Below are 24880 nucleotides of genomic sequence, written 5' to 3'. Positions count from 1 at the left end.
GGGTCAACACATGAGGTCAGTGGACGAGCAGCTCGCCAGGGTGGTCGCCGCCGCCGTGCGGCCCGCCCCCGTGCGGGTGGCGATCTCCGAGTCGCAGGGCCTGCTCTGCGCCGAGGAGGTCGTCGCCGAGCGCGCGTTGCCCGGTTTCGACCAGGCGGCGGTCGACGGCTACGCCGTGCGCAGCGTCGACGTGCAGGCCGCCAACGAGGAACCGGTCACGCTCCCCGTGGTCGGCGAGATCCCCGCCGGATCGCGCCAGCCGAGACGGTTGCAGCCCGGTCAGGCGGTCCGGGTCGCGACCGGCGCGCCGCTGCCCACCCTGGCCGACGCCGTGGTGCCCTTGGCCTACACCGACCGGGGCGACAGCGACGGGCACCCGGCGAAGGTGACCGTCCAGCGTTCCGTGCCGTCCGCGGCGTACGTGCGGCGCACCGGCGAGGACGTGCAGACCGGTGACGTCGCGGTGCGCCGCGGCGCGTCCATCGGCGCCGCCCAGGTCGGCCTGCTCGCCGCGGTCGGCCGGAACAAGGTGCTGGTCCACCCCCGGCCGCGGGTGTCGGTGATCTCGATCGGCGAGGAGCTGGTCGACGTCGACCGCACCCCCGGCCAGGGGCAGGTCTACGACGTCAACTCCTACGCGCTGGCCGCCGCCGCGCGGGACGCGGGCGCCGAGGTCAGCCGGGTCGGCATCCAGTCGTCGGACCCGCGCCGGATGCGCGAGGTCGTCGAGGGCAGGCTCCTGCTGTCGGAGATCGTGGTCGTCGCGGGTGGCGTCGGGGGCGTCATCGGCGACGAGGTGCGTGCCGCGCTGGCCGATCTCGGCGACGTCGACGTGACCCGCGTGGCCATGCACCCCGGCTCGGTGCAGGGCTTCGGCCGGCTCGGGCCGGACGCCGTGCCGACGTTCCTGCTGCCCGCGAACCCGATGAGCGCGCTCGTCGTTTTCGAAGTGCTGGTGCGCCCGCTGATCCGGGCCGCGCTGGGCAAGCGCAACCCGTACCGGCGGGCGGTCAGCGCGCGGCTGCTGTCGCCGCTGACCTCGACCAAGGGGCGGCGCGGCTACCTGCGCGGCCAGCTGCTGCGCGACGCGGACAACGGCGAGTACCTGGTGCAGCCGCTGGGTACTTCCGGGTCGCACTTGCTGGCGTCGTTGGCCGAGGCGAACTGCCTGATCATGGTCGACGAGGACGTGACGGACGTGTCGGTCGGCGAAGAGGTCATGGTCAGCTTCCTCGCCCAAAGAGGATGAAGACCCAAGAAGGATCGGAACTCGGTGGGGTTGGATGAGTCTCGCGTGGGAAGGCGGTCGACACCCCGGCTGGCCCGCGCGGCTCGGACCGCTGCGGGTCGCCGCCGGTCTGGTGGCGCTGCGCCCGCCGAAGCTGCTCGACGCGTCCGCGTGGTCGCGGACCAGGCTGCGTGACCGGGCGTACCTGGAGGACTGGGAACCCACCGCGGTCGAGGGCTGGCACGAGCGCAACGCGGCGCTGGCCTGGCCCGCGCAGTGGTCGTCGCTCAAGTCCCTGGCCCGGCGCGGCCACGCGCTGCCGTTCGTGATCACCGTGGACGGCGCGCTGGCCGGGCAGATCACCGTGGGCAACATCGTGCGCGGCTCGCTGCGCTCGGCGTGGGTCGGCTACTGGGTGGCGGCCGACCGGGCGCGCGGCGGCGTGGCCACGGCGGCGCTCGCCCTCGTGGTCGACCACTGCTTCGGCGAGGGCGGCCTGCACCGGCTGGAGGCGACCGTCCGGCCGGAGAACCTGGCCAGCCTCCGGGTGCTCGCCAAGGCCGGTTTCCGCGAGGAAGGGCTGTTCCTCCGGTACCTCGACGTGGCGGGCGACTGGCGTGACCACCTGTGCTTCGCGATGACGGCCGAAGAGGCTTCTCCGGAGGGATTGGTACGCCGACTGGTCGCACAGGGATACGCCCGAACAGCCTGATCCTCGGGCTGTGTGGCTTAATCGGGTCACCCGAAAGTGGGTGATACACCACACTTTGGTACGTACGCCAGTCGGCGTGCCTCCGACACAGGTGTGACTGTTGTGACTAGCGTGGCGTGTGCACCGAGCGCGCCGCGGGGTTAGGGGGAGGTGACGGGGATGCCGAGCTCGCTGATCGTCGTGGGACTGGTCGTGGCCTGGTTGGTCGTCCTCGTGCCGTTGGTCGCGCGCAAGCGCGCCGACACGTCGCGCGGCAGCATGGAGGAGGAGTACGACGCCATGCCCGAGGTCGACGCGGAGTTCGAGGAGTACGACGACTACGACGAGCCGGACGTGGACGACGTGTTCGTCCGGCCCCGGCCGTTCCGCCCGGGACGCGGTGGCTACGACCCGGAGACCGCGGCGATCGTCGCCCAGGCGAAGTACGCGTTCCGCCGCCGCGTCGTCGGGATGCTGCTGCTGGCGGCCCTCGTCACCGGTGTCGTCGCGGGCGTGCTCTACCCGTTGGCGTGGTGGGGCCACGCGGCCGTCGACGTGACGCTCGTCTCCTACCTCGGGTACCTGCGCCGCCAGGTGCGGATCGAGGAGGACATCCGCGCGCGCCGGCTGTCCCGGCTCGGCCAGACCCGACGCCGCCCCGTGCGGCAGGCGGGCGAGGCGCAGCCGCACGCCGTCGTCGCGCCGCCGTCCGTGTCCTCGCACGAGGGTGAGACGGCCCGTGACCAGGGCGGCTTGGCGCCGCAGCCGAGGTTCCAGCACCACGTCCGCCCCGGCACCGTCGTGGTGGACGCCGACGACGAAGACCCGGTGTTCGTGGAGCTCGACGGCCCCGAGGCGCTCCCGTACCGACGGGCGGTAGGCGAGTAGAGGGGGGTGGCAAAACCACCCCCCGGCTACTGATATGCTTCCTCCCGCAAGACGGAAGCACGGACAACTGAACATGGGGCTGTAGCGCAGTTGGTAGCGCGACTCGTTCGCATCGAGTAGGTCAGGGGTTCGATTCCCCTCAGCTCCACTCCACTCGGGGCGAGTTGTGTTCGCGGAAAGCGCGAACCGGCTCGCTCCGTTGTGTTTCCGGGGGTGCAACCCCCACGCCCCGCCCGGCGGGCTTCGTCCCCGGACCCCCATCCGTATGCGGTTGCGTTTGGCGCAAATCCCCCGCGCGGGTGATGGTGCTCGGAATAACCCGAAGAATCCCTCGTGTTCGGCTTTTGTGAGGGCTTGTCGTGTGCCGAATTGCGGTTGTGGGCTTTTGTTTCTCGTTGTGGGTTGTGGTTCGGGTGTACTGCCCGGCAGTTCGTGCCGGCTGAATTCCGGATGCCGTTCGTCGACACGTGGGAGCCTTACGCCCCGGTAACTGGAAATTGTGTCGTTCGCACGGCAAGGTGTCACCCAATCGAGTGAAACCCGGCTTGGCTGAAGTGCGGGGATCGGCACTGGTGTCGGTCTGCGTAGCGTGCGCGCACGTCTGGCCGAGTGGAATTCGAACAGTTCTTCACGTCTGGCGGCGGACAGGCTTTCCCGTTCGAGTGGAATTCGGCCCGATTCACCGCAGAACTACGGAAAACCCATCACGGGATGAGCCACCAGACTCCACGCTCCCGGAGAGACATCGTGACACGTTCATCACTTGCACTGGACCGCAGCGTGCTGCGGTTGGACATCGTGGGTTCCAGCGCCGGCGGTCGGGATCGGCAGGTTTACCTGGACCGCGCGTTACGGGCCGTCGTGGACCGCGCGATCGAGCACTCGGCCGCCTACCCGGTCGCCGAGTCGTCCTACCTCAGGGTGGACGGCGACAGCGCGACTCTCCTGGTCGGGGCCGCCGTGGCGAAGGCCTGGCTGCTGGCGGACTTCGTGCTGCGCGAGACGGCCATCGCGCTCGGCGAGGTGAACAAGCCGGTCAACGAGGACCACCGCCTGCGCGTGCGGATGGCGTTGGACCACGGGGAGACGGTGGTCAACCCGCCGAACATCGGCGGCCGGGCGGTGGCGACCACGGCGCGGCTGATCGACGCGCCCGCGTTCCGGCAGGCCGTGGCCGCCGCGCCGGGGCAGGACTTCGGGCTGATCGTCTCCGACCGGTTCCACTCGGACGTGGTGGTCGACGGCGAGCGCGGGCTCGGGCGGTTGGAGTTCCGGCCGATCGAGGTGGAGGTCAAGGACTTCCGGCAGACCGGCTGGGTCTACGTGCCCGCCGATGAGGTGCCCCGGCGGGACGCCGTGCCGCGGTCGGGCGCCGTGCCGCACGGGCCGGCGCCGTCGCCCGCGAAGCTCGCGGACACGATCCTCCAGTTCAACGCGGCGGTGCACGCGCAGAACTCCGTGTTCGGCCTGTCGAGGTCCGATGACCGCGACTGAGGAACGCGAGATCTGCGGCGCGCACCGACCGGGAACCGCTGGTCGACGTGCTGCTCACCGCGCTGGACAAGCCGAACCCACGATCGGAAGAGGAACCGGATCGATGACCAGGCAGTACCCCATCGTGGAGCACCGCACGCTGGACCCGACGGCGGGGCGCGGGCCGTTGCGGGTGGGCAGACGCCGCCGTGATCTCGCCGAGCTGCCCAAGCCCGCCGCGCACGAGGTGATGGTGTTCCGGGTGGACGGCGACTACTTCGTGGACGCGGGCCGGCTCGGGCTCGCCGACGAGCAGGTCGTGCGCGCTGCCCACGTCAGCGTGGTCGACCTGGGCCGGGACGTGCCGGTCGTGGTGTCGCTGCGCATCCCGTCCGCCGAGGCCGCCGACTTCACCGTGCGGGTCACGTTCACCTGCACCGTGCTGGACCCGGTCGCCGTCGTGCGGGACGGGTTGGAGCACGCCGAGACGCTGCTGACCAGCTACCTGACGGGCCACCACCGGACGTTCGAGCTGGGCTTGGAGCACAGGCTGTCCGAGATCAACGAGGTGCGCCGGGTGGTGGCCGCGCAGGTGCGGGCGTTCACCGAGGTCCGGCCGGTCGTGGTGCGCGGTGTGGCGGTGCGACTGGCGAGCGTCGAGGTGCTGACCCCGGACGAGCTGGTGGAGTTCGAGAAGCGCAGACGCGGCCAGGTCCGCGACCAGACCTTGGACCGGACCGTGGAGCAGACCCGGCAGCACCACCGGCACGACCTGGAGGTGGAAACCCAGCTGCACCAGGCGCTGCTGACCGCACGGCAGCACGACGAACTGCGCCGTCGGCAGTGGGAACGCGACGACCAGTTGCGCCTGCTGCGGTGGAAGCGGGACGACGAGCAGCGCCGGGAGAAGGCGAGCCGCGAGGACCGGCGCCGGATGCTCGACACCAAGCTCGCCCTGGTCCGGGAGCTGGCCCGGCGCGGCCACCTGGACACCGCGAACGTCGGCGTCGACGGGCTGCTGGACCAGCTGACGGCCGGACCGCTGCCGCCGGGACTGCCCGCCGACGAGCCGGTGGACGACGTGAGGGAAGAGGATGAGGTCTGAGCAGCTCCCCGTCGACCTGTCCGAACGGCGTGACGCGGGGCGGTGGTCGGGGCGGTGGTCGAAGCGCGCGTCGAACGGCTGGAGCGGCACCGCCTGGCCCGGGTCGCGCGGGAGGAGGAAGCCCGCCGGCAAGCGCAGTACCAGCGCGAACGCGAGGTGGACGACGAGATCGAACGGCTCGCGACCCAGTTCCGCGGTGAGGGGAGGGTGACCGAACCCGCCGCGTGAGGAGGGCGGTGCCCGGTGGTTCGAGGGGTCCACCGGGCACCGCCCGGTTGTCGGTCGGGCGCGGCCGTTGAGAACAGCCCTTCCACCGGGGTGTGCTGATCGGTCACTACGATCGGGCCGGTGCGCTTTGTGGCGGATCTCCACATCCACTCCAAGTACTCGCGGGCCTGCAGCCGCGACTGCGATCTCGAACACCTGACCTGGTGGGCCCGGCGCAAGGGGATCTCGCTGGTCGGCACCGGCGATTTCACCCACCCCGCCTGGTACGACCACCTGACCGAGAACCTGGTCGAGGCCTCGCCCGGCCTGTTCCGGCTGCGCGACGACCTGGACCGCGACATCGACCGCACGCTGCCGCCGTCGCTGGCGACGTCACCGGTGCGGTTCATGCTGTCGGTGGAGATCTCCACGATCTACAAGCGCGGTGACCGCACGCGCAAGGTGCACCACCTCGTCTACATGCCGGACCTGTCGTCGGCGGCGCGGTTCAACGCCCGGTTGGCCAAGATCGGCAACCTGGGGTCGGACGGGCGGCCGATCCTCGGGCTGGACTCGCGCGACCTGCTGGAGATCACGCTGGAGTGCGGCGGCTACCTGGTGCCCGCGCACGTGTGGACGCCGTGGTTCGCGGTGCTCGGGTCGAAGTCCGGGTTCGACGCGATCGAGGACTGCTACGTCGACCTCGCGTCCCACATCTTCGCGGTGGAGACCGGGTTGTCTTCGGACCCCGAGATGAACTGGCGGGTGTCCGGACTGGACCGGTATCGGCTGGTCAGCAACTCGGACGCGCACTCGCCGCCGGTGCTGGGGCGCGAGGCGACGGTGTTCGACACGGAGCTGGACTACTACTCGGTGCGGGCGGCGTTGGAGACCGGTGACGGGTTCGCCGGGTCGCTGGAGTTCTTCCCGGAGGAGGGGAAGTACCACGTCGACGGGCACCGCAAGTGCGGTGTGCGGATGGAGCCAGAGGAGACGTCGGCGCACAACGGGATCTGTCCCGAGTGCGGCAAGCCGTTGACGGTCGGGGTGCTCAGCCGGGTGGAGGAGCTGGCCGACCGGCCGTCCGGTTCGCGGCCCGAGGGCGCGGCCGGGTTCACCAGCCTGGTGCCGTTGCCGGAGATCATGAGCGAGATCGTGGGCACCGGGCCGAAGAGCAAGAAGGTGCTCGGTGAGATCGACAAGCTGACGGCGGCGTTGGGGCCGGAGCTGGTGATCCTGCAGGACGTCCCGGTGGACGACATCGCCGTGCACTCGACGTTGCTGGCCGAAGCGGTGACCCGGCTGCGGCGCGGTGAGGTGGTGCGCGACTCGGGGTACGACGGCGAGTACGGCGTGATCCGGGTGTTCGAGCCGGGGGAGTTGGAGCGGCGGCGTTCGGCGTTCGCCCTGTTCGACTACGCCGCGCCTGCTCCGTCCACTGTGGAGCGTCCTCTTCCGGTTGCGGTCGCTCCCGCTGCTGCTCCCGTCGCTGTGCCTCCGGGGCCGGTCGGGTCTTCCCTGCTGGACGGTCTCGACCCGGAGCAGCGGGCGGCGGCCGAGGTGGACGGCGGGCCGTTGCTGATCATCGCCGGGCCGGGGACGGGGAAGACGCGGACGTTGACGCACCGGATCGCGGACCTGGTGACGTCACGCGGTGTGCCGGCCTCCGAGTGCCTGGCGATCACGTTCACGCGGCGTGCGGCGGAGGAGATGGCCGAACGCCTGGCCGTCCTCGCGCCCTCGCACGCGTCGGCGGTGACGGTTGCGACGTTCCACGCGCTCGGTGTGCTGATCCTGCGCGAGCACTACGCGTCGGTGGGGTTGTCCGGGTCGTTCGAGGTCGCGGACCCGGAGCGGCAGTTGGCGGTGGCGCTGTCCGTCGTCGCGGACGAGAAGGAAGCGCGGGGGCTCATCGCCGCGGGTGACGATGGGTACAAGAAGGCGTTGCGGGCGCAGGACCTGGTGGACTTCGACGACCTGATCTCGCTGCCGCTGTCGTTGCTGGAGGACTCGCCCTCCCTCGTCGCCGCCTACCGGGCGCGGTGGCGGTGGGTGTCGGTGGACGAGTACCAGGACGTCGACGAGCAGCAGTACCGGCTGCTGAGGCTGCTGGCGCCGCCCGACGGCAACCTGACCGCGATCGGTGACCCGGACCAGGCGATCTACCGGTTCCGCGGTGCCGACGTCGGCTTCTTCCTGCGGTTCCAGGAGGACTTCCCGACGGCCCGGACCGTGCACCTGACCAGGAACTACCGGTCTTCGACGGCGGTCGTGACGGGTGCTCTGGAGGTGATCGCGCCGTCGTCCCTCGTGCCCGGTCGGGAACTGCGCCCGATGGTGGACCACGGTTCCGCGCCCATCGGTGTGCACCACGCGTCGTCGGAGGCGGCCGAGGCGGCGTTCGTGGCGCGGACGATCGAGCAGGTGCTGGGCGGGGCGTCGTTCCACGCGTTCGACAGCGGCCGGGTGGTGTCCGACGGCACGCAGAACCTGGGCTTCTCCGACTTCGCCGTGCTGTACCGGACGGACCGGCAGTCGCGGGCGCTGGTCGAGGCCCTGACCCAGTCCGGTCTGCCGTTCCAGAAACGCTCCCACGACCGCTTGGCCGACCGTCCCGGCGTGGCGCGGATCGCGAACGACCTCGAATACGCCGCGGGCGCCACCGTCCTGGACCGCGTGCGTGCCGTGGCCGGCGAAGACCACACCGCTTACGAACTCCTGAAACCCCTGGCCATCGACTGTGACGCGGACTTCGAACGCTTCCACACCACCCTCGCGCTGGGTGTCGAGGTCGACACGTGGGACCCACGGGCAGACCGCATCGCCCTCCTCACCCTGCACGCGTCGAAGGGCCTGGAGTTCCCGGTGGTGTTCATCGTCGGGTGCGAGGACGGTCTGCTGCCGATGCGCTGGCCGGGCACGGACGACCAGGAGGCCGTGGACGAGGAACGCCGCCTGCTGTTCGTGGGGATGACCAGGGCACAACGACACCTGTTCCTCAGCCACACGACCGGTCGCCCCAAGTCCCCGTTCCTCGCGGCACTCCAGTCATACGACCAACTGGGCGACCCCCAACCGCGCCGCAAACGCAAGGGCACCCAACTCAGCCTGCTCTGACTCGGCGGACCCGAGGCTGCCGGCGTTCGACCGAACGGCGTATTCCGACAATCGTTGGCTTGCGCGTTCAGTTGTGGATTGTTGTTCAGGTGAACGCCGGTTAGCCCAGCTCACCGCACGTCGGAAGCCGTTCGGCGACACGCCGCGACCATCCGTCCCGATGACTGGAAATTCCATGATTCACGAGGCAAAGTGTCACCCCATCGGACGACACTCGATCAGATCCACGTCGGGTGGAATTCGAAGAACTTTCATGGCCGAGGGTGGTCGGGCGGGTTTCCTGTCCCGATTGGAATGTCAGGGAGTCGGCGGGGCATGACCAGCTTCATGGCACAACTGAGCAGCGCTGAACGGGACAAGCTGATCCGGTCCGGAACGAAAGTCACCTACCGAAGTGGTGAAACGCTCATGTGGGAGGGCGAGTACGGCAACCACGTGTTGGTGATCGACTCCGGTGACGTCAAGATCGTGAAGAGAGGCGTCGACGGGAAGGAACACCTGCTCAACATCTGCGGCACGGGCGAACTGGTCGGGGAGATCGCCTGCGTCGAGGAAAACGGGCGGCGGTCCGCCTCCGTGATCGCCCAGAGCTCCGTGGCGGCGATCAGGATCGCCAAGGAGGCGTTCGTCGCATTCCTCCACGATCACCCGGCCTTGTGGCTCGGCATCGTGCGCCGTGTGACCGGGTTGCTGCGCGCGGCCGAGGGGCAGTCGGACAAGAAGAAGATCCGCGTGGTGCGCGCCGTGGCCACGCTGACGGACCGCTACGCCAACGGCACCCGTGGCGCGGTCGTCCCCGGCACCCAGGACATGATCGCCGGCTTCGCCCACGTGTCGCCGGTGACCGCGCAGCGCGTGCTGGCCGACCTGAAGGCGTGGAAGCTGGCGTTCTCCCAGCACGGCAAGGTGGTGGTGCCGTGCGTCCGGTGCCTCCGCGTAGCAGCGGACACGGCGATGTCAACGCAAATCTACGGACAAATCATCATTGGATGTGGTGGCACGGGCGTCTGTCCCCAAAGGTGAGTGGCAACAAGCCGCACACCGAGACATGACGTCGGAGACGCACGTGGACTCACTTCCACTTCCCCGCAGCGTCCTGCGGGTGGACATCGTCCGCTCCAGTGCCAACGGGCCGGATCGGCAGACCTTTCTGGACGGGCAGCTGAAGTCCGTCGTGGAACGCGCGGTCGGGACCGCGCTGCACCGGTTGTTCCCCAAGACGGACGTGCACATCCGCCCGGACGGCGACAGCATGACCGTGCTCATCGGACCGGAGGTGCCGAAAGCCTGGCTGTTGGCGGATTTCCTGCTCCACGAGTTCCCCATCGCCTTGCACGACGTCAACCGCCGCGCCGACGACAAGCACCGGCTGCAGCTGCGGGGCGCTCTCGACCACGGCGAGACCACGGTCAACGCACCCCACCTGGGCGGTCCGGCGGTGGTCGCCACGGCGCGACTGGTCGACGCCCGGCCGCTGCGCGAGTTCGTCGAGCAGAACCCCGCGCAGAACCTCGGGTTGATCATCTCCGACCGGTTCTACCAGGACGTCGTGACGGGCGGCGAGCGCGGCCTCGACCGGCTGGTGTTCGACCGGGTCGAGTTCGAGGTCAAGGACTTCCGGCACTTCGGGTGGCTCTTCCGGCCCGACGCCAGTCCGGAGCGGCGGGTCGCGTAGTCCGAGTCCTGGTTCCGCGGGTGTCCGGGTGGACGTCGCTGTGCCCGTCGTCGACGTCCACCCGGGCAGCCCTCGCCGTGTTCACGCCCCGTGGACGGCCTGGAAGTGTTCGCGCACGATGCCCTCCACGTGCTCACGCGCCTGCACGGTGTCCGGGTGGTCGTCGCCCAGGACCCGGCGCAGGATGGCGAGCAGCACCCGGTACTCGGCCTCGGCGGCGGCGTGGTCCCCGCGTTCGCGGTGCACGGCGGCGAGGTTGTTCCGCGTGGTGAGCGTGGACTTGTGCTCGATGCCCAGTACCCGCTCGCGGATGGCGAGCATCTTCCGGCACTCGGCCTCGGCAGCCGCGAGGGCGACTCTGTTGCGCAGGGCCAACGCGAGGTTGCCGCGAGTGGTCAACGTCGTGGCGTGCTCGGGCCCGAGCAGCAGGGTCTGGGTGTCCAGCGCTTCCTGGTACAGCCGTTCCGCTTCTCGCCACATGCCCATTTCGTCGCAGAAGTCGGCCGCGCGCTGCCGGATGCAGCTATGGTCACCGCCTGCTCGTCGTCCTCGTGGTCCAGCGACCCGGTGCAGTGGGGCAGCAGCGCGGTCCACAACGGCCAGTTGTCCGTGTTCTCGCAGTCCAACCCGGCGGTGGCCTGCCACAACAGGGCGAGTCGCGCCGCCCGGTAGTCGCCGCCGTCGTCCTGGAGGTCGGCTTGGAGCCCGTTCGTGTGGCGCACCCGCCTGGACGGCGACCTCCCGCAGGCCTTCGCTCAGGCTCTCGCCGCTGGTCGCGTCGACCCACCACACCCGGGCCAGGTCCTGCTCGCGATGGGCGAACGCCGCCGCGACGGTGGTCTTGCCGTAGCCGCCCGCCGCGTGCAGGACCACGACCTGCCCGCCGGTCACGACCGCTCGCGACAGGTCGTCGAGCAGCGCGGCACGGCCGTGCACCTCGTGGTCGAGCCGACCGACGGGAACCGCGACCGAACTCAACCCCGGTCCACGCGGTCCGGCCACGGTGATGTTGACGTCCCGCCCGGCCTGGGTGATCGAGGCACCACCGGTCGCCGCACCGGCCTGGCGGAGCTCGGGTGTGCCGGCCAACGGGGTCCTCCTCGGCGTGTCAGGTCACCTAACCGCAGGTCGGTGGCGGAAGCTCCGTACACGTGCGGTTACGGACCCCGTCGCGGGCGCGTTCACCCGAGCTGACGCGACAGGCGCCTGCTTTCTGTCGCGCCCACCGTTCGGGGGATGTCGTCCCTGGCCAGAGACGGCGCCACCAGGGCGGAACGGCACGACGTTGGCCGGACGGCGCTGTCGGCGCGGCCCGCACCCGTACCCTGAGAGGCGACGAGAAGGGGTGGTGCTGGTCGTGGAGCTGGCCGAGTCGCTGCTGGCATGGCTGCACGGCTGGTCCGGTGTGCCTGTCTGCCCCGGTGACTGGGCCTGGACCGCCACCGCGTTCGGCGCGCTGATCGGCGTGCTGCCGACGATCGCCGCACTCCTGGCGATCACCGTCCGACGCATCGTCGGCAACTCGTACGGCCCGGTCACCGGCGCGATCTTCGCCGTGCTCGGCGTGGTCAGCACGCTGGTGCTGCCGTGGATGGCGTTCTCGGCCACCTTCAAGCTCCTGAGCGACCGCGCGCTGCCGGGCACGGACTCGCTGCGCGAGAAGCCGTGCGTGGCGTTCACCCAGTCCGAGTACCTGCTGGAAGCGCCCGCGTTCCTCGAGTCGATCAACGGCCGCAGCGGCGTGACGTACCTGATCGCGGCCGGTGCGACGGCGGTCCTGGCGCTGCTGTGCCTGCTGTTCGTGATGCTCCAGGCGGGCTCGGCGTTCCGGCTCGGCCCGAACTGGCCGCGCCGGGTGTTCTGGCCTCCGTTCCTGGTCCTGCTGCTGTCCACGTCCGCCCTGCCGGTCACGCTGGTCGGCCACCTGCTGCTCGGGTTCTTCCCGATTGCGCTGTTGGGCTCCCTCGTGGTGCGGGTTTTCGGGTTGACTACCGCCATGCTGAACCGCCCCGGTCGCGATCGCGGGAACCCGAGCCCGCAACCCGCGGTGTCGAGAACGCCACCGCCGCAGCCCCAGCAGCCGAAGGGGCCGTCCCAGAACCAGCCGGCCCAGAAGCACCAAGGGCCGCACCAGAACCAGCCGTCCCAGAAACCGCCGCCCTACCAGGTGGAGAAGCCTCCGCCCTACCAGCCCGCGCAGATCCCGCCGTACCAGCCGGTGCCGCCCTACCGGCCGACCCCGCCGCAGCGGCACTACCCGCCGACGCGGGTCGCCGACGTGCCGGTCGTGCCCGCCGGGCCCGTCGCCGAGCCGCCGAAGCCGACCCGGGTGGAGCAGCCGGCGCAGCTCGCCGACACGCCCGGTCCGCTCCCGTTCGGCCCCGGCAGCAGCAGCGCGAGCAGCGCACCCAAGGCCGCGCCGGACTCCGGCAAGGTGTGGAACCCGGCCGGCGGCCGGTTCCGCCGCATCCGCCAGCTCGGCCGCGGCGGGTTCGGCACGGTGTGGCTGGCCGTGGACGAGCAGCTGGCCCGCACGGTCGCGGTGAAGCTCGCGCACGCCCCGGACAACGACACCGAGCAGCGCATGGTGCGTGAAGCGCGCGCTCTGGCCGCCGTGCGGCACCCGAACTGCGTGCGCGTGTTCGACATCGTCCAGGACCCGGACGGCCTGGCGATCATCATGGAGTACATCGACGGCCAGCCGCTGTCCGACGTCGTGCTCAAGAGCGGTCTGCTCGCCGACACGCTCGCCGCCCGCCTCTGGGTGAACATGGCGGACGCGCTGGCCGCCGCGCACGAGCAGGGCGTGCTGCACCGGGACGTGAAGCCGTCCAACGTCATCGTGGACACCCAGGGCACCGCGCACCTGATCGACTTCGGCATCGCCCGGTCGAAGGGCGACAGCACGCTCACCGCCACCGGGATGATGGTCGGCACGCCCGACTTCCTCGCCCCGGAGACCGCCCGCGGTGAGGCCGCCAGCCCCGCGTCGGACGCCTGGCAGCTGGCCGCGACGGTCAGCTACGCGCTCACCGGCCACCCGCCGCGCGGGTCGCGGGAGAACCCGATCTCGTCGCTGATGGCCGCCGCGCAGGGCGAGCCGTGCGTGAAGCTGCCCCAGCGCAGCGCGCACCACCGGCTGCTCACCAACGCCCTCGACGCCGACCCGGCCCGGCGACCGTCGCTGTCGGCCATCCGGTCCGAGCTGAGCACGTGGCTGTCGCAGGCGGGGCTGAGCAAGGAAGGCCCGGTCACGAAGATGATCGACCGGCCGGAACCGCCGACCCGACCCGTGCGCTGACCAGGGCCGCGACCCCGATCACCAGCGGCACGGCGAGCAGCGCGCCGGAGAACGCCAACACCAGCGCGGTGCAGCCGAGGGCGAACGCGGCGGTGCGGCTGCGGAGGAGTTTGACGGCGGCGGCCAGCCCCGCCGCCGTCACCGCGGCCAACGTGGTCGAGGCGACGCGCATCAACGTGTCCAGCTCGACGTCCAGGCGCAGGGTGACGGCCGTGAGCACCGCGCACAGCACCAGCAGGCCGGTCAGCCCGTGCCGTCCGCCCAGGCGCGCGCCGCCCGCCAGGTAGGTGTTGATCGCGCCGAACGTCAGCAGCGTCGCGGCCACCGCCGTGACCAGCCGGGCGGACGGCCCGAACGCGCGTTCCAGCAGGTCGGCGAGCGGGACGTCGCTCGTCGTGCCCGCCGTCGTGACCGCCAGCCCCAGGTAGAGGACGGCGACGACGACCAGCGTGCGGCGGGTCGCCCGGCGCGGGTCGGTGAACTCGTCGGCGAGGTTGCTCGCCGCCTCCCAGCCGGAGAACGCGAAGAACAGCACCACGGCGGCGTGCCCGACGGCGAGCCACCCGTGCGGCGCGAAGGGCTGGAAGTCGTCCCGCGACACGCTCGGTACGTTGTATGCAATAGCCACTGCCAGGAGCACCGCGAGCAGCCCGACCAGCAGGACCTGCACGCCGGCGGAGACCCGCAGCCCGGCGTAGTTCGCGGCGAACGCGGCGGCCAGCAGCAGGATGCCGATCAACGCGGGATCGCCGCCGCCGAGCGCGTGGGCGATGTACCGGCCGCCGACCAGCGCACCGCCGAGCACCCCGAACGGCACCCCGGCCAGGTAGAACCACCACGCGACCGGCCGTGCCGCCCGCGCGCCGAACGCCGTCCCGACGAACCCCGTGACCCCGCCGCGGTGCCGTTCACCGAGCCTGGCGAACGACACCGCGATCGGGACGCTGAGCGCCAGCAGGGCGACCCAGGCCAGGACCGAGGCGGGTCCGGCGGCCTCGTCGGCCAGTGCGGGCAGCACCAGCACGCCGGGGCCGAGGACCGCGCCCACGTACATCGCGGTGAGCCTCATGTCATCAGGGGCAGCTTGCGGGTCAACCGGGTGACCTCGGCGCGCGGGCCGTAGAGGGCGACGGCGACGAATTCCGGGTCCTCGGTCCGGGCGAGGGCTTCGAGGTACTCGGTGTAGGCGCGGGACCGGCGGGCGACCTCCGTGAAGCCGATCTTCAGCACACCTTCGGCGCGGTGCAGGGTCTTGAGGTGGTCGGCGGAGGCGGTCAGCACCGGCACCGGGTGGGTGTTGAGGCCCAGGTGGACGGTGCCGTCGGCGTCCTTGGCGTCGTCGCCGAGCAGGTCGGGGAGGCGGGCGCCGAGGGTGAGGCCGAGGACGACGGCGGCGTTGGCGGCGAGGTTGGGCGGCAGGTCGTCGCGCAGGATCAGGGCGAGTTTGGTGGGCAGCACTGTCGGTCCGTTCGTTCGGTGGGTTGAGATCAAAGTCGTCCACCTGAACGGTCTTGTCCACCTCTTCCGAACTTCATTCGGCAACGTTTGGCATGATCGGCCCGTGGACGAACTAGATTCGGCGATCATCAGGAATCTGCAACTGGATGCGCGGTTGACCAACCGCGAACTGGCCAGGCGTCTGGGCGTGGCCCCGTCGACGTGTCTGGAACGCGTGCGCGCCCTACGCGAACGCGGCGTGATCAAGGGCTACCACGCGGACGTGGACCTGGGCGCCCTCAACCGCCCCGTCCAGGCCTTCGTCGCCGCACGCCTGCGCCCCACCAGCCGCGTCGTGATCGACAACTTCAAGGCGGCGATCGGCGTCCTGCCCGAGGTGACCGCGATGTACGTCGTCACGGGCGACGACGACTTCCTCATCCACCTCGCCGTGCAGGACCTGGAACACCTGCACGCATTCCTCATCGACCGCCTGAGCCAACGCCGGGAAGTCATCAGCTTCCGCAGTTCGGTGATCTACGAAAGCATCCGCAACCCCGTGCTCACCGAGCTGCCGCGCTGACCCGCGGGATCAGTTCCAGGACGGGAGCCACTTCTGGGCGTCCCACATCTCCGGGGTGATCGGTATGCCGTTGAGGATCGGCCACAGCCACACGAAGTTGGCCACCACCAGGCCCACGTACAGGGCCACGGCCAGCAGACCGGTGCCTCGGCGTTCCTTGCCGTCCGTCCGCCGCCCGAGGACCTCGCCCAGCGCCAGCGCGATGCCCAACACCAGGAACGGCGCCATCGGCGTCACGTAGAAGAAGTACATCTGCCGGTCGACGTTGAGGAACCACGGCAGGAAGCCCGCGCCGTACCCGACCAGCACCGCCGCGTACCGCCAGTCCAGCTTGGCGATCGACTGCCACATCGCCCACGCCAGCACCGGGAACGCCAGCCACCACATGGCGGGCGTCCCGATCAGCATGATCGCGCCCACGCACGACGCCGCGCCGCAGCCCTGCACCGAGCCCTCGAAGTAGTAGAGCATCGGGCGCAGACCCATCGGCCACGTCCACGGCTTCGACTCCCACGGGTGCTGGTTCGTCTCCGACGTCACCAGCTTGGTGTGGAAGTCCAGCACGTTCCCGCTGTAGTACCAGAGCGCGCGCAGCGGCGCCGGGATCCAGCCGTCCTCCGGGATCTTCACACCCGCCACGTGCCGGTCGATGGCCGTCTCCGACGCGAACCACGCCCACCACGTCGCCAGGTACGCCAGCATCGGGATCACCAGCAGCGCGAACAGCGACGGCAGCACGTCCTTCGCGATCGAACCCAGCCACGGCCGCTCCACCCCGGCGGCACGGCGCGCGGTCGCGCTCCAGAACACCGACAGCACGCCGAAGAACGCGATGTACCAGAGCCCGGACCACTTCACGCCGCACGCGAGCCCCAGCGCGATCCCACCGGCGAACCGCCACCAGCGGAAACCCAGCCACGGGCCGAACGGCGAGTTGTTCACCCAGCCCTCGCGCACCGCGACGGCCAGCCGTGCGCGCACCTGGTCCCGGTCCACCACCAGGCAGGCGAACGCCACCACCACGAAGAACGCCAGGAAGATGTCCAGCATCCCCATCCGCGACTGCACGTGGCTCACGCCGTCCGCGATCAGCAGCACACCGGCGATCGCGCCGATCAGGTCGGACCGCGTCATCCGCCGGGCGATCCGCACCACCAGCAGGATCGTCAACGTCCCCGCCACCGCCGACGCGAACCGCCAGCCCACGCCGTCGTAGCCGAACAGCCACTCGCCGATCGCGATGAGCTGCTTGCCCAGCGGCGGGTGGACGATCAGTTCATAGCCGGGGTTGTCCTCGTACCCGCCGTTGCGCAGCACCTGCGCGCCCTGCGGCACGTAGTGCTTCTCGTCGAAGATCGGCGTGCCCTTGTCGGTCGGGAACCCGAGGTTCCAGAACCGCACCACGCCGCCGATCAGCGCCACGGTCAGCGTGACGAGCCAGCCCCGCAGGGCGGTGCTCATCGGGCCGGGTTCGAGCTGGCGGGCCCGCTCCTCGCGGTCGTTGCCCGGTGGCGGGCTGGCCGGCGGGACTTCGCCGGCCTCGACCACGTCGTCTGCGGACTGCGGTGCGATCAGGCTCACGGGGCCGATCGTAGGGTGAGAGCCGTGAGACCTGTATCTGGATCAGGCCGTTTGGTGCTGGCGGCTACTCCGCTCGGTGACGTCCGGGACGCTTCACCGCGCCTGGTCGAGGCACTGGGCACGGCAGAGGTGATCGCGGCGGAGGACACCAGGAGACTTCGGTCCCTCGCGTCGGCCCTGGACGTGACACCGTCCGGACGGGTCGTCAGCTTCTACGACCAGGTCGAGACGGCCCGGCTGCCGAGGCTGCTGGAGGCCCTGCGCGAGGGGCAGACGGTGGTGCTGGTGACGGACGCCGGGATGCCGAGCGTGTCCGACCCCGGGTACCGCCTGGTGGCGGCGTGCGTGGAGGAGGACATCCAGGTCACGTGCCTGCCCGGACCGTCGGCGGTGACGACCGCGCTGGCCGTGTCGGGGCTGCCTTCGGACCGGTTCTGCTTCGACGGCTTCCCGCCGCGCAAGCAGGGGGAGCGGCAGCGGTGGTTCGCGGCGTTGGCCGAGGAACCCCGGACGTGTGTCTTCTTCGAATCACCCCATCGGCTGGCGGACACCCTCGCCGACGCCGCTTCGGTATTGGGTCGTGACCGCCGCGCCGCCGTGTGCCGTGAGTTGACCAAGACGTACGAGGAGGTCAAGCGGGGTGGCCTCGGTGAGCTGGCGGAATGGGCCGCCGAGGGGGTCCGGGGAGAGATCACCGTCGTGTTGGCGCCCGCCGAGGCTCGCGAAGCGCCGCCGTTGGAGGCGCTGGTCGCCGAGGTGAAGCAGCGGGTGGCCGACGGCGAGCGGATGAAGTCGGCGGCGGCCGAGGTCGCCGAGGCGGCGGGCGTGAGCAAGAAGGCCCTGTACGACGCCGTGATCAGCGGGCGTTGAGGCGGAGCCTTTACGGGCGGGGGTTCGGCGTCCTGCTCGCCGCGACGGCGTGCTCGGACACGGCCGGTGGCGTCTTCGCGACCTCGGCGGTGCTCGTCACGGCGCCACCCCGGTCGGCATGATGCTGTTGATCATCCCGTTGCGGATGACCATGACCGAGCGTGGCCTCGTCGACGCGGAACGGCACCGGCAAGGTGATTGGTCTCGACTGTTCAAGTGAAGGGGGGAGTCGATGTCGACCGATGCCGCTCTTGCCGCCGTCCTGGACGTGGACTCGCCGGATCGGCGTGCCCGCATCCGGTCTCTGATCGACAGCACGGAGGAAGGGCTGGACGACAGGATCCTGGCCCTGCTCGCCGACCGGCCGCCCACCGCGGCGTCGGTGCTGTGCCGCATCCTGGCGGAGCGGAACCCGGATCGGGATCCCTCGTACGCGCTCGACTTCTTCGCGCGGCGGAGTGGAAAACCGGGGGTGGTCGACGCGTGGATGCGCCGGCAGGCCTACGGCATTCTGGGCATCGGCTACGGGATTCCGAGGCTTCGTCGCGCGTCGCCGGTCGAGCACTACCGCCGATACCTGGCGAGTTGGACGTCGATCCGCCGGTTCAAGGCGGTGTGGTCCCTCGGTGACACGGCGGATCCCGCCGCGGTGCCGCTCCTGGTGAAGGCACTGCGGGACAGGAGTTGGCGGATCCGCGCAAACGCCACCACCTCGATCCGACGGCTCGCCCGGGACGGCGCCGTGGCCCCCGAGGCAGTGGACTCGGTGGCCGACGCGCTGGTCGCCTGCCTGAAGAGCCGCAGACCGAAGTTGGTGGAGCTCGCGGCTGCCGCGCTGTCCATCCCCCTCCTCCGCGACCGGTTGGCGCACGAACGGCGGTCAGCCCGGCTGAAGCCGAGCACGGCGGCGATCGTCGACGCGGCGTTGGAAGGCGAGGTGCCCCCGTTGCACCCCATCTGGGAGGGTGACTTCGAATGGGTCGCCGGGGAGTAGCCCGAGGCTGACCTGCCCATCCCGCCAAAACCCGCTGGAAGCACCTCCGTAGGCTTGCCCCATGAGTGCCTCCGTGCTGACCGCGGTGGCGTGGCCCTACGCCAACGGCCCCCGCCACATCGGTCACGTCTCCGGTTTCGGTGTCCCCTCCGACGTGTTCTCCCGCTACATGCGCATGTCGGGCAACCGGGTGCTGATGGTCTCCGGCTCGGACGAGCACGGCACGCCGATCTCGGTGCAGGCCGAGAAGGAGGGCCTGTCCACCCGCGAGCTGGTGGACAAGTACCACCGGGTGATCGCGAACGACCTGCACGGCCTCGGCCTGTCCTACGACCTGTTCACCCGGACCACCACCGGCAACCACTACCAGGTGGTCCAGGAGCTGTTCCTGTCCCTCTGGCGCAACGGCTACGTCGTCCCGAAGACCGAGATGGGCGCGATCAGCCCGTCCACCGGCCGCACCCTGCCCGACCGCTACATCGAGGGCACCTGCCCGATCTGCGGCTACGACGGCGCCCGCGGCGACCAGTGCGACAACTGCGGCAACCAGCTCGACCCGATCGACCTGAAGAACCCGCGCTCCCGCATCAACGGCGAGGTGCCGAAGTTCGTCGAGACCGAGCACCTGTTCCTGGACCTCCCGCAGTTCATCGACGCGCTCGGCGGCTGGCTGCAGACCCGCACCGAGTGGCGGCCGAACGTGCTCAAGTTCAGCCAGAACCTCATCGGCGACCTGCGCCCGCGCGCGATCACCCGCGACCTGGACTGGGGCATCCCGATCCCGCTCGACGGCTGGCGCGAGCAGCCGATGAAGCGCTTCTACGTCTGGTTCGACGCGGTGATCGGCTACCTCAGCGCGAGCGTCGAGTGGGCCCGCCGCAGCGGCGACAAGGACGCCTGGAAGGAGTTCTGGACCGGCGACGCCCAGGGCTACTACTTCATGGGCAAGGACAACATCGTCTTCCACTCGCTGATCTGGCCTTCCCTGCTCCTGGGCCAGAACGGCCAGGGCGCGAAGGGCGGCGAGCCCGGCGCGTTCGGCCCGCTGAACCTGCCCACCGAAGTGGTCTCCAGCGAGTTCCTGACCATGAGCGGGTCGAAGTTCTCCACCTCGCGCGGCACGGTCATCTACGTGACGGACTTCCTCAAGGAGTTCGGCCCGGACGCCCTGCGCTACTTCATCTCGGTCGCCGGCCCGGAGAACCAGGACACCGACTTCACCTGGGAGGAGTTCGTCCGCCGGACGAACTTCGAGCTGGCCAACGAGTGGGGCAACCTGGTCAACCGGTCGATCTCGATGGCGCACAAGAACGTGGGCGCCGTGCCGAAGCCGACCAGTCCCACCCAGGCCGATCACGACCTGCTCGAACTGAGCCGCAAGGCGTTCGACGTGGTGGGCGCGAACCTGCGCCGCTCCCGCTTCAAGCAGGCGTCGGGTGAGGCGATGAAGGTGGTCGGCGCGGCCAACCGCTACCTGTCCGACCAGGAGCCGTGGAAGCTCAAGGACGACCCGGAGCGCCGCGACACCGTGCTGCACACCGCGTTGCAGGTCGTGCAGGACGCGAACGCCCTGCTGACGCCGTTCCTGCCGCACTCGGCGCAGAAGGTGCACGAGGCGTTGGGCGGCACGGGCGTGTGGGCGGCCCAGCCGCAGCTGACCGACGTCGCGGACCTGGACGTGCCGGACCGCGAGTACCCGGTGCTGACCGGCGACTACGCGGCCGAGCAGGCGACGTGGGCGTCCACGCCGATCGAGGTGGGCCGTCCGCTGGCCAAGCCCGCACCGCTGTTCGCGAAGCTCGACCCGGAGCTGGGTGAGACCGGCCCCGCGTGGGCGCCCATCCTCAAGTGAGCAAACGCCGAGGCGAACGGCCACCGGTCCCGGAAACCCTTCCGGCGCCGGTGGTCGACGCCCACACCCACCTGGACGCGTGCGGCGCCGAGACGCCCGAACAGGTCCGCGAGATGCTCGACAGGGCAACACAAGCGGGCGTCGACCGGGTGATCACGGTCGCCGACGACCTCAAAGCCGCCCGCTGGGCCGCCGAAGCCGCCAATTGGGACGACCGCGTGTTCGCCGCCGTCGCCCTGCACCCCACCCGCACGTCGACGTTCGGCGAGGCGGAGCAGACCGAACTGGCGAAGCTCGCCGAGCAGCCCAGGGTCGTCGCGATCGGCGAGACGGGGCTGGACTACTACTGGGACTACGCCCCGAAGAACGCCCAGCACGAGGCGTTCCGGTGGCACATCGACCTCGCCAAGAAGACCGGCAAGCCGTTGATGATCCACGACCGGGATGCGCACGACGACATCCTCGAGGTCCTCGACACCGAGGGCGCGCCGTCCACAGTGGTCTTCCACTGCTTCTCCGGTGACCTCGCCTTCGCGCGTGCGTGCGTGGAACGCGGGTTCGTGCTGTCCTTCGCGGGCACCACGACGTTCCGCAACGCCCACGCCCTGCGGGAAGCCGCGCAGTGGGTGCCGGAGGACCACATGTTGGTCGAGACGGACGCGCCGTTCCTGACCCCCCACCCGTACCGGGGTCGCCCGAACGAGCCATATTGCGCGAACTACACACTCCGTGACATAGCGACGTTGCGTGACGCCGATCTGGCCGCGTTGGCATCGAAGATCACCCGAAACGCCGAACGAATCTTCGATCTTGGTGACCGCACGCAGTCGTAATGCTCTTTACGACGAACGGCGGACACCCTTGCTCCCCTGACGGAGTGACTGAACTCACAAGCTCTGCAGGGGTGTTTGCACAACCCCCGTGTACCCGTTACGGTCCCGTGACCGTGCCCCATGTTTAAGACCGGGGCGCACCCGCAGTCGGGGCGGGTTACGTAGACGCCAGAAGCGAGAAGACGAGCGGACGCACAGGAGTTGCCGGAGATCACTAGCTGACCACCGACACCGAACGTGCGCGTCGCCGGACTTCGCGCCTTCAGGAGGTATCGCACCCCGTGAACTCGTTCAACGAGGACACCGACTGGTTTACGCCCGTGCAGTCGACACCGATGACCGGCGTCGACGTCCTGGACAGACCCGGGCCACCGTCCGAATGGGACACCACGGTGTTCACCATCACGCCGGACGACGTCCTTGAAGTACTCGGCCCGGACGCCGACGAACTGCTGGCCGGCGCGAACGTCGACGTCGACGAGCTGATCCGGCTCATCAACGCCGAGACCACGCTCCTCCCGCCGATCATCATCCCCGACGAGGTCTCCCAGGACCGGATCGCGGGCACCCTGGCCGCAGAGCAGCCGAGCGCCCCGCCCGCCGCACTGGTCGAAGCCGCGGGGAAGTGGAAGCGGCGCTTCCTGAAGGCCGCGGTCGCCACCGTGCTGGTGACCATCTCCGGTGGCGGCGCCACCGCGATCGCGATGGACAAGTCCGTCACGGTCGACGTCGACGGCGAAGCCAAGACCGTCCGCACCTACGAGTCCACCGTCGGCGAGATCCTGGCCGACGAGGGCATCACGGTCGGCGATCACGACGCCCTCAGCCCGTCACCCCAGGCGAAGGTCAGCGACGGCGGGAAGATCTCGCTGGACCGCGGCCGGCTGGTGAAGATGACGGTCGACGGCGAACAGCGCGAGGGCTGGGTCCGCTCGGTCACCGTTGACGAGGCCCTGGACCAGTTGCAGGTCAACGACGAGGGCGCCTGGCTCTCCCACGACCGCGGCATGGACGTGCCCCTCAACGGCCTCTCGCTCGAGGTCAAGAGCCTCAAGACCATCACGCTCTACGACGGCGGCAACGCGCCCCGGCAGATCCAGACGACGGCGGTCACCGTCGACGAGCTGCTGAAGAGCGAGAACCTCGCGCTCGGCCCCGAGGACAAGCTCGAGACGGCGCTGGACCTCCGGGTCACCAACGGCGCCGAGGTGCACATCACCCGCACCGGCGTCTCGGTGATCAACGCGACGGAGGCCGTCCCGCCGCCCGTCGAGGAGATCCCCGACGACACGATGATGAAGGGCCAGAAAGAGGTCCTGGAGCCGGGTGAGCCCGGCGAGCAGATCGTCACCTACCGCGTCACGGTGAAGAACGGCGCCGAGATCGGCCGCGAGAAGCTCGGCGCGAAGGTCACCAAGGAACCGAAGGTCAAGAAGCTCAAGGTCGGCACCAAGCTCCCGCCGGACGGCGCGGTCTGGGACGCCCTCGCGCAGTGCGAGGCAACCGGCAACTGGGCCATCAACACCGGCAACGGCTACTACGGCGGCCTCCAGTTCAACAAGGGCACCTGGGACGCCTACGGCGGCGGCCAGTACGCCGCATACCCGCACCAGGCAACCCGCGAGCAGCAGATCGCAATCGCGACCAAGCTCCGCGACGCCCGCGGCGGCTACTCCGCATGGCCCCACTGCCAGCAGAAGCTAGGACTCCCCTAACTGTGTTTAATGGCCGCTGCTCCGCAGACGGCGGCTCGGCCGCCCGGGAGGTCGGCCGCTCGCGCCTGATTTTCCGACGATCGAAAAGCGTGATCGCCGGAAAATGAGTCGCGAACGACCGACGGTGGCCTCGCGTGGTGGTCGACGCCCAGCCGAACGGTCAAACCGCCGAACCGGTGGTGGCCGACGAGGCCGGTCAGTCCCACGGGACCACGACGGACCCGGTGGTGGCCGACGAGGCCGGTCAGTCCCACGGGACCACGACGGACCCGGTGGTGGCCGACGAGGCTCGATTTGACATGGCTCCGACCTGCCTCCGGTGCCCGTAAGGGTCCCATGTCAAATCGAGCCGGACCCAACCCGCGGCGTGCACGGAGACCAACAGCTCACCCCCGCCCACCACCGCCACCGTCGTCCACAAGCGGTGTTGGAGAATGTCCACGTGACTGAGGATTCGACGCCGGCCGGACCGGGGAGCCAGCTCCTGGGCCCAGCCGACGTCCGTCGGCTAGCCGCCGAGCTGGACATCCGCCCCACCAAGAAGCTCGGCCAGAACTTCGTGCACGACCCCAACACGGTCCGCCGCATCGTCACAGCAGCCGCCCTGCGCCCCGACGACGTAGTCCTCGAAGTAGGCCCCGGCCTGGGTTCGCTCACATTGGCGCTACTGCCATCGTGCCGAGCCCTCGTGGCCGTAGAGATCGACGAGGTCCTCGCCGACCGCCTCCCGCTGACCGTCACCGAACGCGCCCCCGACCTGGCGGACCGCCTCTCCGTCGTCCACGCCGACGCCATGCGGGTCACCGCCGCCCAGATGCCGGTGGAACCCACCGCCCTGGTGGCGAACCTCCCCTACAACGTGGCCGTGCCCGTCGTCCTGCACCTGCTGGCCGAACTGCCGTCGCTGCGCACCGGCCTGGTGATGGTCCAGTCCGAGGTGGCCGACCGGATGGCCGCCGGACCGGGCAGCAAGGTCTATGGCGTCCCCAGCGTGAAACTCGCCTGGTACGCGGACGCCCGCCGGGCCGGCCCGGTGCCCCGTTCCGTCTTCTGGCCGGTGCCGAACGTCGATTCGGCGCTGGTCGCGTTCGAACGGCACCCGCCGCTCTCCACTGTGGACCACAAACGGCTGTTCTCCTTGGTGGACGCCGCTTTCGCCCAACGCCGCAAGATGCTGCGCGGCGCGCTGTCCGGTTGGGCGGGTTCGGCGGCCGAGGCGGAACGCCTGCTCGTCGCCGCCGGCGTGGACCCGGCCGTGCGCGGCGAACAACTGGGCGTCAGTGACTTCGTCCGGATAGCCGAGGTCGCGTCCACTCGTTAGTCGATGATC

Annotated in this window: 21 protein-coding genes and 1 tRNA gene; 18 read left to right on the top strand and 4 right to left on the bottom strand. The window is 70.2% G+C overall.

Going from position 1 to position 24880, the window contains the following annotated elements; genetic code table 11:
- Positions 1-10 precede the first annotated feature (10 nt).
- The 10 genes from glp to FM051_RS09155 all read left to right on the top strand — a co-directional run bounded on the left by glp (position 11) and on the right by FM051_RS09155 (position 10384).
- Entirely contained in the window at positions 11-1249 is a 1239-nt protein-coding gene (gene glp / locus FM051_RS09200; RefSeq protein WP_158842488.1) for a molybdotransferase-like divisome protein Glp, read from the top strand.
- Positions 1250-1283: 34 nt separating this feature from the next.
- A complete protein-coding gene (locus tag FM051_RS09195) occupies positions 1284-1940 on the top strand; it encodes a GNAT family N-acetyltransferase (protein WP_158842487.1) in 657 nt (218 codons plus the stop codon).
- Positions 1941-2099: 159 nt separating this feature from the next.
- On the top strand, positions 2100-2807 hold the full coding sequence (sepX, locus tag FM051_RS09190; protein WP_158842486.1) for a divisome protein SepX/GlpR: 708 nt from the start codon (positions 2100-2102) through the stop codon (positions 2805-2807).
- A 75-nt stretch (positions 2808-2882) separates the two neighbouring features.
- Positions 2883-2955 (top strand) — tRNA-Ala (locus tag FM051_RS09185).
- A gap of 599 nt (positions 2956-3554) precedes the next feature.
- Positions 3555-4301 (top strand): hypothetical protein, encoded by a 747-nt coding sequence (locus FM051_RS09180; protein ID WP_158842485.1) that lies wholly within the window; start codon positions 3555-3557, stop codon positions 4299-4301.
- Between the two features lie 103 nt (positions 4302-4404).
- Positions 4405-5385, top strand: coding sequence for a hypothetical protein (locus FM051_RS09175; protein WP_158842484.1), 981 nt, complete (start codon positions 4405-4407; stop codon positions 5383-5385).
- A 54-nt stretch (positions 5386-5439) separates the two neighbouring features.
- Complete coding sequence (locus tag FM051_RS09170; protein ID WP_158842483.1) at positions 5440-5613, top strand: hypothetical protein; 174 nt, start codon at positions 5440-5442, stop codon at positions 5611-5613.
- Between the two features lie 120 nt (positions 5614-5733).
- Positions 5734-8709, top strand: a complete 2976-nt coding sequence (locus FM051_RS09165) for a UvrD-helicase domain-containing protein (protein WP_158842482.1) — start codon at positions 5734-5736, stop codon at positions 8707-8709.
- 192 nt (positions 8710-8901) lie between these two features.
- A complete protein-coding gene (locus tag FM051_RS09160) occupies positions 8902-9732 on the top strand; it encodes a Crp/Fnr family transcriptional regulator (RefSeq protein ID WP_158842481.1) in 831 nt (276 codons plus the stop codon).
- Between the two features lie 43 nt (positions 9733-9775).
- Entirely contained in the window at positions 9776-10384 is a 609-nt protein-coding gene (locus FM051_RS09155) for a hypothetical protein (protein WP_158842480.1), read from the top strand.
- Between the two features lie 81 nt (positions 10385-10465).
- Here the strand turns inward: FM051_RS09155 and FM051_RS09150 are convergent, their stop codons facing one another.
- Positions 10466-11473 carry a tetratricopeptide repeat protein gene (locus tag FM051_RS09150; RefSeq protein ID WP_158842479.1) on the bottom strand — a complete coding sequence of 336 codons (1008 nt, stop codon included), beginning with the start codon at positions 11471-11473 and terminating at the stop codon, positions 10466-10468.
- Between the two features lie 256 nt (positions 11474-11729).
- Here FM051_RS09150 and FM051_RS09145 point away from each other — a divergent pair, with 256 nt between their 5' ends.
- On the top strand, positions 11730-13685 hold the full coding sequence (locus FM051_RS09145) for a serine/threonine-protein kinase (protein WP_158842478.1): 1956 nt from the start codon (positions 11730-11732) through the stop codon (positions 13683-13685).
- On the opposite strand, the gene FM051_RS09140 is transcribed toward FM051_RS09145, so the two are convergent.
- Positions 13636-14754, bottom strand: a complete 1119-nt coding sequence (locus tag FM051_RS09140; RefSeq protein WP_158842477.1) for an APC family permease — start codon at positions 14752-14754, stop codon at positions 13636-13638. The genes FM051_RS09145 and FM051_RS09140 overlap by 50 nt on opposite strands.
- Positions 14751-15143 carry a DUF2000 domain-containing protein gene (locus FM051_RS09135; protein WP_202918753.1) on the bottom strand — a complete coding sequence of 131 codons (393 nt, stop codon included), beginning with the start codon at positions 15141-15143 and terminating at the stop codon, positions 14751-14753. Before FM051_RS09135 ends, FM051_RS09140 begins: the two co-directional genes overlap by 4 nt.
- Before the next feature lie 103 nt (positions 15144-15246).
- Here FM051_RS09135 and FM051_RS09130 point away from each other — a divergent pair, with 103 nt between their 5' ends.
- Positions 15247-15705 carry an Lrp/AsnC family transcriptional regulator gene (locus FM051_RS09130; RefSeq protein WP_158842475.1) on the top strand — a complete coding sequence of 153 codons (459 nt, stop codon included), beginning with the start codon at positions 15247-15249 and terminating at the stop codon, positions 15703-15705.
- Between the two features lie 9 nt (positions 15706-15714).
- Here FM051_RS09130 and FM051_RS09125 read toward each other — a convergent pair whose 3' ends face one another.
- Positions 15715-17286: a dolichyl-phosphate-mannose--protein mannosyltransferase gene (locus FM051_RS09125; RefSeq protein ID WP_158842474.1), complete on the bottom strand. Its 1572-nt coding sequence runs from the start codon at positions 17284-17286 to the stop codon at positions 15715-15717.
- Positions 17287-17301: 15 nt separating this feature from the next.
- Between FM051_RS09125 and rsmI the strand changes: the two genes are divergently transcribed.
- The 6 genes from rsmI to rsmA all read left to right on the top strand — a co-directional run bounded on the left by rsmI (position 17302) and on the right by rsmA (position 24871).
- Positions 17302-18156 (top strand): 16S rRNA (cytidine(1402)-2'-O)-methyltransferase, encoded by an 855-nt coding sequence (gene rsmI, locus FM051_RS09120; RefSeq protein ID WP_202918752.1) that lies wholly within the window; start codon positions 17302-17304, stop codon positions 18154-18156.
- Between the two features lie 232 nt (positions 18157-18388).
- Positions 18389-19150 (top strand): HEAT repeat domain-containing protein, encoded by a 762-nt coding sequence (locus FM051_RS09115; protein WP_158842472.1) that lies wholly within the window; start codon positions 18389-18391, stop codon positions 19148-19150.
- 61 nt (positions 19151-19211) lie between these two features.
- Positions 19212-21002, top strand: coding sequence for a methionine--tRNA ligase (gene metG / locus FM051_RS09110; protein ID WP_158842471.1), 1791 nt, complete (start codon positions 19212-19214; stop codon positions 21000-21002).
- Positions 20999-21835: a TatD family hydrolase gene (locus FM051_RS09105; protein WP_158842470.1), complete on the top strand. Its 837-nt coding sequence runs from the start codon at positions 20999-21001 to the stop codon at positions 21833-21835. Before metG ends, FM051_RS09105 begins: the two co-directional genes overlap by 4 nt.
- A 281-nt stretch (positions 21836-22116) precedes the next feature.
- Entirely contained in the window at positions 22117-23550 is a 1434-nt protein-coding gene (locus tag FM051_RS09100) for a resuscitation-promoting factor (RefSeq protein WP_158842469.1), read from the top strand.
- 442 nt (positions 23551-23992) lie between these two features.
- A complete protein-coding gene (gene rsmA, locus FM051_RS09095; protein WP_158842468.1) occupies positions 23993-24871 on the top strand; it encodes a 16S rRNA (adenine(1518)-N(6)/adenine(1519)-N(6))-dimethyltransferase RsmA in 879 nt (292 codons plus the stop codon).
- The last annotated feature ends 9 nt before the right edge of the window (positions 24872-24880 follow it).

The sequence above is a fragment of the Saccharothrix deserti genome, assembly GCF_009769385.1.
GTDB classification, from domain to species: Bacteria; Actinomycetota; Actinomycetes; order Mycobacteriales; family Pseudonocardiaceae; genus Actinosynnema; species Actinosynnema deserti.
The sequence above is the reverse complement of the archived record's forward strand: the minus strand, read 5'-3'. Positions and strand labels throughout refer to the sequence as shown.

What these genes read in the sequence shown, in the direction of transcription:
- glp (WP_158842488.1), top strand. Translation starts at nt 11, where the DNA reads ATGAGGTCAGTGGACGAGCAGCTCGCCAGGGTGGTCGCCGCCGCCGTG.
- FM051_RS09195 (WP_158842487.1), top strand. Translation starts at nt 1,284, where the DNA reads ATGAGTCTCGCGTGGGAAGGCGGTCGACACCCCGGCTGGCCCGCGCGG.
- sepX (WP_158842486.1), top strand. Translation starts at nt 2,100, where the DNA reads ATGCCGAGCTCGCTGATCGTCGTGGGACTGGTCGTGGCCTGGTTGGTC.
- FM051_RS09175 (WP_158842484.1), top strand. Translation starts at nt 4,405, where the DNA reads ATGACCAGGCAGTACCCCATCGTGGAGCACCGCACGCTGGACCCGACG.
- FM051_RS09140 (WP_158842477.1), bottom strand. Translation starts at nt 14,754, where the DNA reads ATGAGGCTCACCGCGATGTACGTGGGCGCGGTCCTCGGCCCCGGCGTG.
- FM051_RS09115 (WP_158842472.1), top strand. Translation starts at nt 18,389, where the DNA reads ATGTCGACCGATGCCGCTCTTGCCGCCGTCCTGGACGTGGACTCGCCG.
- metG (WP_158842471.1), top strand. Translation starts at nt 19,212, where the DNA reads ATGAGTGCCTCCGTGCTGACCGCGGTGGCGTGGCCCTACGCCAACGGC.